Genomic DNA, 13479 nt, shown 5'->3' on the forward strand with positions numbered 1-13479 from the left:
AAGGATGACTTATAATGTTTAAGCGAATCAAACTCCACCTGTTTTTATTGTTTTTTATTTTTACCTCACACTTTACTTATGCGCAATATTTAGACTCTAAGGGCACTGAATTTTGGTTAGCCTTTCCTGAAAGCTCAACGAATCTCGCATCCCCTGAATTATCTTTTTTTATTAGCTCATCTGAAGATGCAGAGATAATTGTTGAAATACCTGGGTTAGCATTTACGGACTCAGTAATGATAGCTGCAAACATCGCGACTAAGTACACGCTTCCTTCAGGCTTAGAAACCTTGGAGTTTGATACCGCTCAACAGACAGGTATTAAACTATCATCTGTTGTCGAATTTTCTGCATATGGGTTGTCTCGATATCCAGAATCTACAGATGCCTACCTAGGCCTGCCTACAGATGTTATAGGGACTGACTATGCTGTTCTTGCTTGGGATACTGGCGTAGTGGGTGCTTCTGAGTATTTAATTGTCGCGACAGAAGATAACACGACAATTGATATTACTGCATCACATCTAGATACAACCTCCGCAGATACTCAGATTACTCTTAACGCAGGAGAAACCTATCAACATAGCTCACAGGAAAATGATGATGTTACAGGAACGGTTATTTCTGCAGATTACCCAATTGCCGTTTTTGCCGGCCACCAATGTGCCAATATTCCCGATTTATCAACCCTAGCTTGTGATCATATTTTAGAGCAGTTACCACCCACCAATTCTTGGGGTTCGCAGTTTTTCACAGTACCTTTAGCTGAAAGATTAAGTGGTGATACCTTTAGGTTTTTCGCCAATTTAGACAATACCGAAATTACAATTAACGATGAACTTGTGGCAACTATAGATAGCGGTGAGTATTTTGAAACTATTTTACTAGATGCAACTTATGTTACTTCGAGTAATCCCATACTTGTGTCTCAATATTCAAATGGCTCAACGTTTGATGACGTAACATCTGACCCCTTCATGATGTTAATTCCACCATTCGAACAATTTCTTGATGAGTACACCTTCTCCACACCAACTGAAGGATTTCGCGCAAATTACCTGAATATAGTGGTAAGAACCGACTCAATATCTGCCCTATCTCTAGATTTAACTATGCTAGATCCTAGTTATTTCACTCAGATATTTTCTAGTGAATATTCCTACGTACAAATCGACGTTGAGTTAGGTAGTCACACTTTAACTGGCGCTGTTGCGGGTGTTTATGCGTACGGTTACGACTCGTATGATTCTTACGGGTATTCCGGTGGGTTATCTTTATCAAGTGTAGCGTCAGTAGCAAGTATCGAATTGTTTGAAGATTATGAAATAGTAGATGATCTGGCATGTTTTTCTGTACTTGTGAGTGATGTTGATGAACTACCACTAGAAGATATTCGCGTTGATTTTTTAATTGATTTATTAAACGGCAGTGATAGAACAGATACTCAAGGTGTTGCTGAATATTGTATTGAAGCGGGCACAAACCCTGGCGAGTATGTTGTAACAGCAACTGTCGGAAATGAAACTGTTTCAGATACTATTGAACAGACTATTGTCGAAGAAGTTATTGAAGAAGAAGTGGTTGAAGAAGTAATTGATCTCACAGGTGACACTGTCACCTCAAAAGGTGGCGGTGGTGCCTTTGGTATAATTGGGATATTGGGTGTTTTCTCACTTTTTTGTCGAGTAAGACGCAAAAAGCTTCACTTTCATTATTCGTAACCCTTTAAGTACATGGAGCAATATAGAGGTAAAGGCCAGCATTTTTAGCTGGCTTTTTGTTGTATTGATATACTAGGCGGTAATACTTAGTTCACGTTATTTAACTGTGTACCTAAACAAGATCACATTATCTAAAACAAGATTACTCGACCATATAAATTTTGCTCCCGCGCCAGTAAATTGTTCTTGAAAATTCATATAAGCAGGTTTGTTATCTACCCCTATTTCACCTTCGGTATACTCCAAGGAGTTAGGCCAAGTTAAATGGCTTTGATCGATAGTCCAATTACTTGGAATATCCCAATGTAATGAATAAGTCGTTTGATATTGATAAGCGCCTTTAGTATCGCAGGTGCTGGTTAACCTTTGCTGACCTTTTTCTTCTACGCAATTTAAGTCGTAAATGGGTGCCGTATAAAAAGTCTGAGCCTTCCAATCTGAATTGGTGAGTGTACCGTCAGAAAAGCTCGCAATTAAGCCACCGTCTCCGGGGTGATATTGTTTACCTCTGTTGTTCTCACTACCTAAACCAGCGTTTTCTTCCCAGTCCACCACCTTAATCGCAATATCGTAAGGCTTTTTAACTTTAAAACGTACAATGTTGGAGTTAAATGGCGTAAACGGCACTGGATCTACCCCTATCAATTTTCCATTGATAAACAATTCAAAGTAATTATCTGCGAATATATATCCAGTGATAACCTCACCGTCACCATCTATCTCGATTATGGGTACTGCTGATACATCAACTTCAGATATAGACTTGGGTTCCACATTCGTACATTGATCATATAAGTTGGTGACAAAATTTTCTTTTTTGTATTGAGTTTCAGCTGGAACTAAATAGGTTTTATCACCGGCTTTTTTTATACCAATGGGAGACAAGCGCGAACGCCCATGCTCACAGGTGAATTGTGATGTACTAAGCACTGTTGCGGGCCCTTCAATCACGACTGCTTTTGCAGCTAAAACACTACAAGTCGTGCCCCCTAAAAAAACTAAGGTAAAAAAATAACTAAAACGAATGCTCTTCATTTATATCGTGTACTCCTATTTAATACATTTGGTTAACTATTGAAACTAGCAGTCTGCAGGGCACTGTTGTGTTGTTTCTGTATTATCACACATACCATCCCCACAGTATTTTCGGCCTGTGTCAGCTTGTTGGATATGTGTGGCTGGGCGCACTTTTTTAGGGGGCTCTTCGCTATGTTCTTGTTTAAGCTGATTTAACTTTTCATATATTTCGGTTGTGATATTGCCCTCGGCGTCAACATATTCAAATTGATGTAAACCATCGTTATCCCAGCTGTAATTTATATGATGACTGTGCCCATTTAATTGATACTCTAACGAATAACTGGAAGCTTGATGCTTTGTAAAATGGGTGATTTCTGCACCGGGTAGCGGACCGTAGTCAGCCGTTCTTATTGGCCGAGTAAATGGCTGAGGAATAATTTGATCCTCAGGGGCGTTTTCTATTGAGTCCGTACTTACCTTCCCTCTTAGACCAGCAATAAAATAAGGAGCATGATCAACAGCATGGTATTGATAGCTGCCATTCTCAGTAAATCTCCCCAGATACTCATCTAACTCCGCATCTGTTTTACCAAATACAGGGAACCCATCCAAGGCGAAGGCCACTGGGTTATTCTCACCTACTATCTGTTCTAAATGCTCGGGAATTAAGTGATAGTGATAGTCATCTGCTTTGCCTGCATGTCCCCCCCAACGGTCTAGCTCACCAATTTCGGTAGCAAACTCTCCTCTATTATTGGCAGCGTTAAAAATGGGCACACCATTAACCGCGACCGCGACTGCTCCTCGATGAAAGTGCTCTTTAGTTAATAGTGGTGTTTCAGCAAGCTCGGGATGCAGTGGGATCTTCCAAGCGTTATTAGCAGTGTAATCTTGTGGCAATACAACTTGTTGCTGCCAATTGGTTATTCCCTCCATAACCGGATGGTCCGGAATACCATTTGATGCAACAATAAAGTAATGATCATTTTGGCTGGTGCTCACCTGTTTAAAATGAGAAAAACGGTTGTGGCTAAGTAAACTCTGCTCACTACCCAAATCAACACTGGTTTTAACTGGAGTACATGACACTAAACCTAACAATGCAATGGGTGTTAAAACACCAAGATATTTCATAGAAACTCTGTAAAAATGTAAGCAAGCGTCAAGAATGACGTTCGCAAAAGATTAAAAATCTAGTTTGTAGTGCAATCATGCTCAAGATTGATAATTTTTGCGAAGGAATTTACGAACTCTTTACGCTTTTTAAAATACTTTATGCGTTAAATAAGTTCATACGGCTTGTTAACTTACAACTCCCATTAACTTATGGATTTCAGGTTCTTTTTCGAGAGCAAACTCATACTCAGCGAATACATATTTCACGTAGTCTTGATTATAGTGAAAATCTAACGCCTCTTGACTTTCAAACGTTTCAACTAGCACTAGGGTGGTATTGTTTTCGGTAAACAACTCAAAACGTTGGCAGCCTTTCTCTAGGCGGGTAGGGGCTAATATTTCTGTTATTAGCGTACGGCAATGGGCAAATTTTTCTGGTTTAGGGTGAATAAATGCAACAATATCAATCATGAGAACCTCAGTTTTGTAGTGATATAAGCCGTAACGTTAGATACGGGTTTAGTTAAAATAAGCGCCGCGCAAAAAGCGGCAGGCCATGCATTGATAAACGCTATCATCCAGTAGTTTAGAAAATCAGAAACGAATCCGAGATTGATAAAGGTTACCCAGGCAGACATCAGCAAAGACAGGCAAAACGAAAACAAAAATGTAAAAATAAATCGAGTCATTACTCGCACCTATTTAGCGATAGAATAGATGCTAGGTTATAGAAATTAGAATTTTCTAGAACAAGGTTTTTGGAAACTTAAGTATGAGGAATTTGCCATGCTAGATGATTTTTTGTTATTTGTGGAAGTCGCCCGTAGAGGTAGTTTTTCAAAAACAGCCAAAGCACTTAGATTAACGTCGCCAACATTATCAAAGCGCGTGAGCTTTTTAGAAGACCGCTTAGGCACGCCTTTATTTATTCGTTCTTCACGGGGTTTATCATTAACTAGTTATGGCCAAGATATGTACGAAAAGCATGCCAATGGTTTACTGGAAATCAATGATGCTTTACTTGCAAAAGATACATCGTTACCTAGTCGATTTATACTACATTGTCCGCAAAATTTAATGCAAGGCCCATTTTATAGGGCCTTATGGCAATTTATTAGCTTGCCTGAACTTATGGCAACAAACATTACCTTAGAGCCCTCAAACGCCAATGTACTTCTCAGTCAAACATCATTTGATATGGCTATCCGTGTAGGTAAGCAAAAAGATTCTGCCTACTATCAAAAAGCCATAGGTGAAATAGCTGTAGCCTTAGTTTGCGCAAAGGATTGTGTATCCAAAGAGGTATTAGTCACGCCATATGACAAATTTTCGGACCACGATAGGGCGATCACAGATAGCCACAACACTTTCAACAGAATGATAAAAACTAACGACATCACGGTCGCCAGACTGATGGTACAAGATAAAGTGGGAACCGGCTTATTGCCCATGACTGAAGTACAACAATTGCTTGAAGATTCTGAATGCGAATATGAATATAGGTCTGGTGTATTGTTTACACGCCCTGTGTATGCCCTATGGCCAAATACACAAGCGCCATCTACGCTCGCCTCTTTGTTGTTAAAAACCTTACATGAAAACAAGACACTAGCTTTAAACGGCCAACTGCTAAAATTGTAAACACTTAATTCACCCGCCATGGTGGGTTGAGTCTGTTTTCGCCAGCCCAATACAACTTAATTTTATTACCCGATGGGTCAAATAAGATGGCCTCGCGCCACAGGTAGGTTTGGTCTGTGGGTAACTGTTTAAACTCAATCCCCTTCGCTATTAATTGCTCTACCCATGTATCCAAAGCTTGATGCTCAAAGTAGATAACAGCACCATGTTCAGCGCCTTCTTCTAATACTAACGAAAAGGTAGCCTCACCTTCAGGACATTCAAACCGTGCATAGTGAGGGGTATCAACTATTAAGTTAAATCCTAAAGCTTGATAAAAGCTAACCCCTTTGGGCATATCTGTAACCGGCAAAGTCACTTGGTTTAAATTCATTTTTTTACACCTTTTATTATTCTTGTTTACTAAGTTCTATCATTAAAAACTCAATAAGCGCTTTCACTTTCATGGATAAATACCGGTTTTGTGGATAGACGGCCCACACTCCTTCTTTTGGCTTTTGATATTGTTCTAATAAAGGAACTAGCTCACCAGATTCAATGTAGTCTGTCACATAAAAATCGGGTAATTGAATCACCCCTATATCTTTTAACGCCGCATTAACCAGGCCATAGCCACTATTACACCTTATGCTACCACTGACTTTTACTTTTTTCTCTTTGCCACTGTTTATAAAATACCAATAATCATTAGTTCCCAGCAAACAGTTGTGATGACTTAGTTCAGACAAAGAATGAGGCGACCCAAATTTTTTGATGTATTCGGGAGAAGCGCACACAAAAGTTGACCTTTGGGTGAGCTGCCGGGCAACTAAACTTGAATCTTCGAGCTGTCCGAGTCGTATAGCCAAATCAAAATCAGATTCAACCAGATCAACTCTATTATTACTGAGGTTAATATTAATTTTGATGCCGCTATTAAATTTCACAAAGTCATTAAGGATAGGAATGATAACGTTCTCACCATAGGTCACAGGTGCAGAAACATTGACTGTGCCTTGGGGTACACCCTTTAGATTATTCAGGGCTTGCTCTGCTGCATCTAACCCATCTAATAAATCTTTGCAGTGCACATAATACAAGTGCCCTTCTTCTGTTAATGCAACTTTTCGAGTGGTTCTGCGGAACAACTTTACCCTTAACCTTTTTTCTAAAGCGGCGACTTGTCTACTCACCTGTGCCGTTGATAGCAGTAAGTCTTTCGAAGCCAAAGTAAAGCTTTTACGGTCTGCCACAGCCACAAACTCGGTAATACCTTCCCACCTCATTATTATTACACCTCAGTAAAAGATAATTACTAAATGGATTATTGTTATCAAATATAAAACAAATGATAATTTTAAAATACTCAGAATACGTTTAATTTTTTAAGCGAAAAATGCAAAAGGCTAAGTAATGAATGACAATAATATTTCTTCCAATAGCGGATTTATAAAATCTAAAGCTGCAATTGCTTGGGGTCCTAAGCAGCCATTATCCATTGAAGAAGTGGATGTGATGCTGCCTAAAAAAGGCGAAGTGTTAGTGAAAATTGTGGCGTCGGGTGTATGCCATACCGATGCGTTTACACTTTCAGGTGAAGATCCTGAGGGAATTTTCCCTGTGATTTTAGGTCACGAAGGGGGTGGCGTTGTTGAACAAGTAGGTGAAGGTGTAACAAGTGTAAGTGTTGGAGCTCATGTCATCCCACTCTACACCGCTGAGTGTGGCATTTGTAAATTCTGTACTTCAGGTAAAACCAACTTATGTAGCGCAGTACGTGAAACTCAAGGCCGCGGTGTTATGCCAGACGGCACCACTCGGTTCTATAAAGATGGGGAGCCCATTTTCCATTACATGGGCTGTTCTACTTTCTCTGAATACACAGTATTACCTGAAATTTCATTAGCCAAAGTGAATCCTAAAGCGCCCCTTGAAGAAGTATGTCTACTTGGGTGTGGTGTAACAACAGGCATGGGCGCAGTAATGAATACAGCCAAAGTTGAAGAAGGTGACACAGTAGCGATATTCGGCTTAGGTGGAATTGGCTTATCTGCGGTAATTGGTGCCGCTATGGCAAAGGCATCACGAATTATTGCTATCGATATTAATGAGAGCAAATTCGAATTGGCCACAAAGCTAGGCGCCACCGACTGTATCAACCCCAAAGATTATGACAAGCCCATTCAAGACGTCATTGTTGAGTTAACTGACGGTGGGGTTGATTACTCTTTCGAATGTATTGGTAACGTAGACATAATGCGCTCAGCTTTAGAGTGTTGCCATAAAGGTTGGGGGGAGTCAGTCATCATAGGTGTAGCCGGTGCTGGGCAAGAAATATCAACCCGTCCTTTCCAACTCGTTACTGGGCGAGTATGGCGTGGAACCGCGTTTGGTGGGGTTAAAGGCCGCACTGAATTGCCCGACTACGTAGAGCGTTACTTAGCTGGCGAATTTAAGTTAAACGACTTTATTACCCACACTATGGCCCTTGAAGGCATCAATGACGCATTTGATTTAATGCACAAGGGTGAAAGTATTCGCACTGTTATTCATTTCTAAAAGTAACAGCTTAGTACCCTAACTCCCCTTACCCCGTTACTCAGATAGAGAGTAACGGGATGCATTAAATGAGAATCTAACATGACTATTGAAAGCCTCAGCATTAATAAAGTATCTAATGGCTGGCACAAACAGTTTAGCCACCAATCACAAGCATTAAACTGCCGTATGCGATTTGCTATTTTTTTACCGCCACAAGCCACTAGCATACATAAAGTGCCGGTACTTTATTGGTTGTCAGGTTTAACCTGCACCGATGAAAACTTTATGCAGAAAGCGGGGGCACAAAAGTTAGCAGCCGAATTAGGGGTGGCCATTGTAGCCCCAGATACTAGCCCCAGAGGCAGTAAGGTGCCTGATGATAAACTAGGGTCTTATGACTTAGGTTTAGGTGCTGGTTTTTACCTAAACGCGACCCAAACTCCTTGGGATAGCCATTATAAAATGTATGATTATATCCTAACCGAACTTCCCGCTTTGATTGAAGAAAACTTCCCTGTGAACTCAAAGCGTGCCCTTAGTGGCCACTCAATGGGCGGCCATGGGGCGCTAACTATTGCCTTAAAAAATCCTGAAAAATATCAATCTGTTAGTGCTTTTAGTCCAATCTGTAACCCTATGAAATGCCCATGGGGGCAAAAAGCCTTTAGTGCGTATTTGGGTGACGAACAGCGCCTATGGGAAGAGTACGACGCCAGTGAGCTCATCAAAAAATCTACCACTCATTTGCCTACTCTTGTATCGCAGGGCACCAGTGATGAGTTTTTAGAAAACCAGCTTAAAACACACACTATTAAAGAAGCTGCGAGTATTAACGATTACCCCATTACCATAAACATGGAAGAAGGCTACGACCATAGCTATTACTTTATAGCGAGTTTTATCGAGCAGCATTTACGTTTTCATTTTGAACACTTAGCTATTTAGAAGAGTCTAATTTAGACTGTTAGTAACCAAAAGACTTACTGCTTAAGTCTATTTTGAGCAACACACAAGGCATGTTGTCGTAAGGCTTTCAGTTGTGGGCTTTCAGTATGCCAATAATGCCAAAACAGTGGCGTATTAATAACGTAAGTAGGCTTTAAGTCTACTAATTCGCCATTGTTTAATGAGTTTCCAATTTGTAATTCTGGTAACAAACCGTACCCGAGCCCCGCTATTATCATTTGTTTGAAGCCTTCTGAAGAAGGGCATGAATGAATAAATTTAGGTTTACCATAATTGAAATCATCTAGAAATTCATGCTGCAGCGTATCGTTTTCATCAAACACCAAGCAAGGTAAGTCCGATAGTTCAGCATCTAAACCGTGACGCTCTATAAAAGCAGGACTAGCGACGGCTTTATAGGGTAATGCCCCAAGGGCATCCACCGAACCACCATTAACTGGCTCGGGGTGAGAAGATATACATATCATCACTTCTCCAGCTTTCATTCTATTGAGTGTTACAGATTGGTCTTCTACCACCAGCTCAAACTTTAACTTACCCGCCATAGCAGACTCAGGAACCGCTAAGGCCTCTGGTAACCAAGTGGCCAAGGAATCTGCATTTGTAGCCAGTCGCACTGTTAACGGTTTATCGTACGCAGAATCTTCAGCTATATTTGCCATACCTAATGCCACCTCTAACTGCATAACTTGCTGTAAGTGATTCAGTAAACGCTGGCCAGTGACGGTTAATTTAGGGGGTTGAGAGCGCACTAAAACAGGCTCACCTAATGTTGACTCAAGTTGCCTTATTCTTCGGCTCACCGCCGATTGGGTAATAAAGAGTTTTTTAGAGGCTTTTTCAAAGCCCTTTTCAGTGATCACAGCAGCAAGTGCTTGTAGCAATGGATAATCAATCATGATTTTTATTCATGTAACGATATTTATATTCATTATACTACTAACAAAACAAAAGATATCATTAATGTCATTGATACAAGAGACGAGTGCATCACGTTAAGTCATGAGCACTACACAGAACAACTAAAAGTAGGATAAAAATGGGATCTTTTTTCTCTGGAATTATGCTTGGCTTAAGCTTAATCGTCGCTATTGGTGCACAAAATGTGTGGGTGTTAAGTCAGTGTATGTCAGGCGCTAACCGTTTAGTCATTGCCCTTGTATGTATTTTTTGCGATGCCTTATTAATTATTCTTGGCGTGTTTGCAGCTAACGAAATCAAGTTACTCATGCCTTCACTTATACCTTGGTTGACCTATGCAGGTGTAATGATTTTGTTATACATAGCGTTTGGCTCAGCCATGCGCGCCATTAAAGGCAGCTCTGGATTAAAGATAAATGACAGTAAAGCTAGAAACTGGAAAGTGACAGCCATAGCGGCTTTAGCCATATGCTTACTTAACCCCCATGTTTACCTAGATACGGTAGTGCTACTAGGTAGTTTAGGAGCCTTACAACCGAGCCCAGCTTACTTCGCCGCTGGCGCGTGCGTGGCTTCGGTATTTTGGTTTGGAAGCCTTACAGCATTCGCCCCCAAGCTAAGAGTGTTGCTGAGTTCACCTACTCGCTGGAGAATATTCGATAGCATAATGGCCACCATATTAATCTTTATGGCAATACAATTGTGGACGATGGCTTAGATCAGCGAATTAATATTGTGGTTTAGTATTGTTCAATATAAATGATGATGATGCTTTGACTTTAGACTCGTATTCTTTAATTATCTCATTAGCTTTGTAATCTAATAAAATCATAGGGTTACAAATAACATAGCCATCAACTTGTGAAATTATGTTTTTAATTGCTGAAGGTGTATAGCCATGCTCATATTGAGTCTCACGCAGTTTCATCGACTTGAAATTAGGACTTTTACATAATTCCATTGCTCTTTTGGTAAACGTTGCATGAGCAGCAGGAAAATCAGTCCAAGGTGCATAATTGGTTTTTGAAATAATAGAAAAAAGACCATCATCTACCTTAAAATCAGAAAATCCCCCTCCAAACGGATTTTCTCCTTGCTCTTGGTTATTGTGATATGAAGATGTACAACTAGTTAATATTAAAAAACAAAAAAGGCACCTAATGAGTTTCATATGCAATCTCCGTTTGTCGAAAAGAAGTGAATTGATATTAAGGCATATATTGTGAGCTAACAAAGTAAATTTATTTAACCACTTCAAAATCAGCAAAACGAATAGAATCTTGTTCATTAACTAACATATGCTTGCTTTTTAGAGAGCGGTAAAAACCCCATTTAGGCCTTACAAAGTGGTCTTTTTGGGTGCCACGCCACATGTCTATGTTTTCTGACTTAAAAGCCAATACCGTTTGTTTATCAGACATGCGTTTAACACTTATTTCTAAGGCGCCATTATCTCTATACGTTACGGTACACTCAGCCTCTAACCATACATCTGCCACCTCTGGCCAAAGAGTCTTATCTAAAATGACAGCTTTTTTTATTGGCGCATGGGACAAAGCTAACCATCTGTCACCACGATAATTTCTTGCTGATATCGTTAAAATAGGCATGCCAATGCCATCATCTACTGACTTTAACTGGAAAAAATGACTAAAATTTTTAGAAAGTGACATCTCTGCTTCCAGCTTGAATTTCCAGCGGTACGTCATGGTTTCGCCTTCAAAGCCTTTTAAACTGACTTTAGAGCCGCTGTAGGCTTTAATCTCATTGCGCTGCCTGTCAGCAAATTTGATATATTTGTCTCTGTCTTTATCAAGGTCGCGGTGCAGTACAAAGACAAAGTGGTTGCCCACTATATTGTCGCTATCTTCATAAATATGCTTTTCACTAATATGATTATCTGGGTATAAATCAGGAGATTCTATTGACCGTTTGCCACCAAAATTCTGAATTAATTCGTAGGCCGTTAACCCTTGATTAGGCCCGTCAGCTTTTAAGGTAGAAACCATAGGAGTTGAGAGCACAAAAGTACTGAATGCCAAAGATATGAGTAGCAGTAAAATATTAATCATAAGCCTTTAATGTATCAAAAATTTCTTTAGATAGAGTCTCATATGAACTCAGAATAGAACCTGATAATTTTTTGGGATGATCAAAGTCTGGAGCAGGCTCCATCACAATTTCAAAAATAGAGTAGTCTGGCATAACTTCTTTGTTCACCCACTTTACTTCTTTTAGCTTTTGCCAATAGCCCAGTTGTACGTCTTTTGTTTGCCCCAGCAACCAAAGTTCAAAGTGTGCCTGATGATGATTAAGTACAATTGCCAGCTTGAGTTTGTGTTGTTTTAGATAAGCGTTTTGCAGGTAAAAATACGTAAAGTCTATGTAACCGTGAAGTACATTAGCTACCGACAACTCACCTTTATATTGTTTCTGAAAGTCGATTCTAAGGGCTTGCACTATGCCAACTAAGCTTTGATAGGTTTGCTGAATTTCACCGCTAGCAAAAGCCTTTTTGTAGCTCGGAATACGTGCAGCTAGACTTTGTTTTGACATATCCACCTCTGCTATTTTTGATGAGTATTTGGCAGACAGATACCTTAGTTACATGCCCTTTTTTTGTTGATATTTATATAAGCCTTTTAAAGCATTATATAACCCAGCTGCCATAGTAAAATCATGACTCTCATTATCAAACACATCTAAATAGAGAATCAAATCACTGGAGCGGTTGCGTAATATTGTTTGCGTTAAATTGTCATATACCGCTCGCATTTCGCCACCTTCAGCTCCAATATTACAATAAAGAAAACTGCCAACACTCACACCTTTTATAACATATTGTTGTGCAGCTGTAGCCGTTTCTCTTGCTCCCCACCACACCGCAGGACTAAACGCCAAGTGAGCTTGAAAAAGGTTGGGTCGTGAGTGAAATGCGTGTACTACAAACAGACCAGCAATAGAGTGTCCAGCGACAACATTATGATTGTTAGTACGATAGGTTTTATTGATGTAAGGCATGAGCTCTGTCTCAATATAGTCTAGAAACTTATCAGCTCCACCACCTTCACCAACAGGGCCCCTAGGATCCATATTTACGCTAGGGGCAAAATCCCGTAAGCGGTCTGTAGTGTTTACGCCTATCACTATATGTTCATTAGCACCATTAGAACTGTGAAGACGTCGGTTCATACTATCTACAAGCTCAGTATTGATGCCGTCATCTAATACATAGAAAACTGGATAGGTTTTGTTTTTGTTGGCTTTATAAGAAAGAGGTAACTTAACGGTGACCTTTGTTTTTTCGTTTAGTATTTCTGAAAAAATGCCATGGGTCAGTTGTGTATCTTCAGCCCCAACCCCCACAGATAAAACACTCAATAGTAATAGCAAAATAGCTTTCATGAGTAATAGTTCCTTTCAAAAATTAAGTAACGATGAATAATCAAAATAATCGCGCAGCTAGAGTACAAGATTGACATTTTTGACACATTTTTAAAATGTGTTTTCGTAAACTCGATACAAGCTAAGTAATATCCACAACAAATTAGGTAAAACTCCGAATAGTATCCGC

General features: G+C 39.8%; 16 protein-coding genes. 5 read left to right on the forward strand and 11 right to left on the reverse strand.

Annotated elements, in window-relative coordinates; translation table 11 throughout:
• Window positions 1-14 precede the first annotated feature (14 nt).
• Window positions 15-1721, forward strand: coding sequence for an IgGFc-binding protein (locus ABJE44_RS18985; RefSeq protein ID WP_348110938.1), 1707 nt, complete (start codon window positions 15-17; stop codon window positions 1719-1721).
• Between the two features lie 96 nt (window positions 1722-1817).
• Here ABJE44_RS18985 and ABJE44_RS18990 read toward each other — a convergent pair whose 3' ends face one another.
• The 4 genes from ABJE44_RS18990 to ABJE44_RS19005 all read right to left on the reverse strand — a co-directional run bounded on the left by ABJE44_RS18990 (window position 1818) and on the right by ABJE44_RS19005 (window position 4546).
• Window positions 1818-2756 (reverse strand): hypothetical protein, encoded by a 939-nt coding sequence (locus tag ABJE44_RS18990; protein WP_348110937.1) that lies wholly within the window; start codon window positions 2754-2756, stop codon window positions 1818-1820.
• Between the two features lie 45 nt (window positions 2757-2801).
• Window positions 2802-3875 carry a YHYH protein gene (locus tag ABJE44_RS18995; RefSeq protein ID WP_348110936.1) on the reverse strand — a complete coding sequence of 358 codons (1074 nt, stop codon included), beginning with the start codon at window positions 3873-3875 and terminating at the stop codon, window positions 2802-2804.
• Between the two features lie 168 nt (window positions 3876-4043).
• Window positions 4044-4328, reverse strand: a complete 285-nt coding sequence (locus ABJE44_RS19000) for a putative quinol monooxygenase (protein WP_348110935.1) — start codon at window positions 4326-4328, stop codon at window positions 4044-4046.
• Complete coding sequence (locus ABJE44_RS19005; RefSeq protein WP_348110934.1) at window positions 4325-4546, reverse strand: DUF2798 domain-containing protein; 222 nt, start codon at window positions 4544-4546, stop codon at window positions 4325-4327. Before ABJE44_RS19005 ends, ABJE44_RS19000 begins: the two co-directional genes overlap by 4 nt.
• Before the next feature lie 97 nt (window positions 4547-4643).
• Between ABJE44_RS19005 and ABJE44_RS19010 the strand changes: the two genes are divergently transcribed.
• Complete coding sequence (locus tag ABJE44_RS19010; protein WP_348110933.1) at window positions 4644-5498, forward strand: LysR family transcriptional regulator; 855 nt, start codon at window positions 4644-4646, stop codon at window positions 5496-5498.
• Window positions 5499-5502: 4 nt separating this feature from the next.
• On the opposite strand, the gene ABJE44_RS19015 is transcribed toward ABJE44_RS19010, so the two are convergent.
• Complete coding sequence (locus ABJE44_RS19015; RefSeq protein WP_348110932.1) at window positions 5503-5871, reverse strand: VOC family protein; 369 nt, start codon at window positions 5869-5871, stop codon at window positions 5503-5505.
• Window positions 5872-5887: 16 nt separating this feature from the next.
• Window positions 5888-6763, reverse strand: coding sequence for a LysR family transcriptional regulator (locus tag ABJE44_RS19020; protein ID WP_348110931.1), 876 nt, complete (start codon window positions 6761-6763; stop codon window positions 5888-5890).
• A 127-nt stretch (window positions 6764-6890) separates the two neighbouring features.
• Between ABJE44_RS19020 and ABJE44_RS19025 the strand changes: the two genes are divergently transcribed.
• Together ABJE44_RS19025 and fghA are read left to right on the forward strand one after the other, a co-directional pair.
• Window positions 6891-8036, forward strand: a complete 1146-nt coding sequence (locus ABJE44_RS19025) for an S-(hydroxymethyl)glutathione dehydrogenase/class III alcohol dehydrogenase (protein WP_348110930.1) — start codon at window positions 6891-6893, stop codon at window positions 8034-8036.
• An 81-nt stretch (window positions 8037-8117) separates the two neighbouring features.
• Window positions 8118-8963 (forward strand): S-formylglutathione hydrolase, encoded by an 846-nt coding sequence (gene fghA / locus ABJE44_RS19030; RefSeq protein WP_348110929.1) that lies wholly within the window; start codon window positions 8118-8120, stop codon window positions 8961-8963.
• Window positions 8964-8998: 35 nt separating this feature from the next.
• On the opposite strand, the gene ABJE44_RS19035 is transcribed toward fghA, so the two are convergent.
• A complete protein-coding gene (locus ABJE44_RS19035; protein ID WP_348110928.1) occupies window positions 8999-9883 on the reverse strand; it encodes a LysR family transcriptional regulator ArgP in 885 nt (294 codons plus the stop codon).
• A gap of 140 nt (window positions 9884-10023) precedes the next feature.
• Between ABJE44_RS19035 and ABJE44_RS19040 the strand changes: the two genes are divergently transcribed.
• A complete protein-coding gene (locus ABJE44_RS19040; protein WP_348110927.1) occupies window positions 10024-10623 on the forward strand; it encodes a LysE family transporter in 600 nt (199 codons plus the stop codon).
• Between the two features lie 9 nt (window positions 10624-10632).
• Here ABJE44_RS19040 and ABJE44_RS19045 read toward each other — a convergent pair whose 3' ends face one another.
• The 4 genes from ABJE44_RS19045 to ABJE44_RS19060 form a co-directional block, all read right to left on the reverse strand.
• Window positions 10633-11076 carry a hypothetical protein gene (locus ABJE44_RS19045; RefSeq protein ID WP_348110926.1) on the reverse strand — a complete coding sequence of 148 codons (444 nt, stop codon included), beginning with the start codon at window positions 11074-11076 and terminating at the stop codon, window positions 10633-10635.
• A gap of 70 nt (window positions 11077-11146) precedes the next feature.
• Window positions 11147-11977, reverse strand: coding sequence for a hypothetical protein (locus tag ABJE44_RS19050; RefSeq protein WP_348110925.1), 831 nt, complete (start codon window positions 11975-11977; stop codon window positions 11147-11149).
• Window positions 11970-12461, reverse strand: a complete 492-nt coding sequence (locus ABJE44_RS19055; protein WP_348110924.1) for a hypothetical protein — start codon at window positions 12459-12461, stop codon at window positions 11970-11972. The genes ABJE44_RS19050 and ABJE44_RS19055 overlap by 8 nt, the downstream gene beginning before the upstream one ends.
• Window positions 12462-12509: 48 nt before the next feature.
• Entirely contained in the window at window positions 12510-13310 is an 801-nt protein-coding gene (locus tag ABJE44_RS19060; protein WP_348110923.1) for an alpha/beta hydrolase-fold protein, read from the reverse strand.
• Window positions 13311-13479 lie beyond the last annotated feature (169 nt).

Origin of the sequence: Paraglaciecola sp. (assembly GCF_039942875.1) — a bacterium.
In the GTDB taxonomy this organism is placed as follows: domain Bacteria; phylum Pseudomonadota; class Gammaproteobacteria; order Enterobacterales; family Alteromonadaceae; genus Paraglaciecola.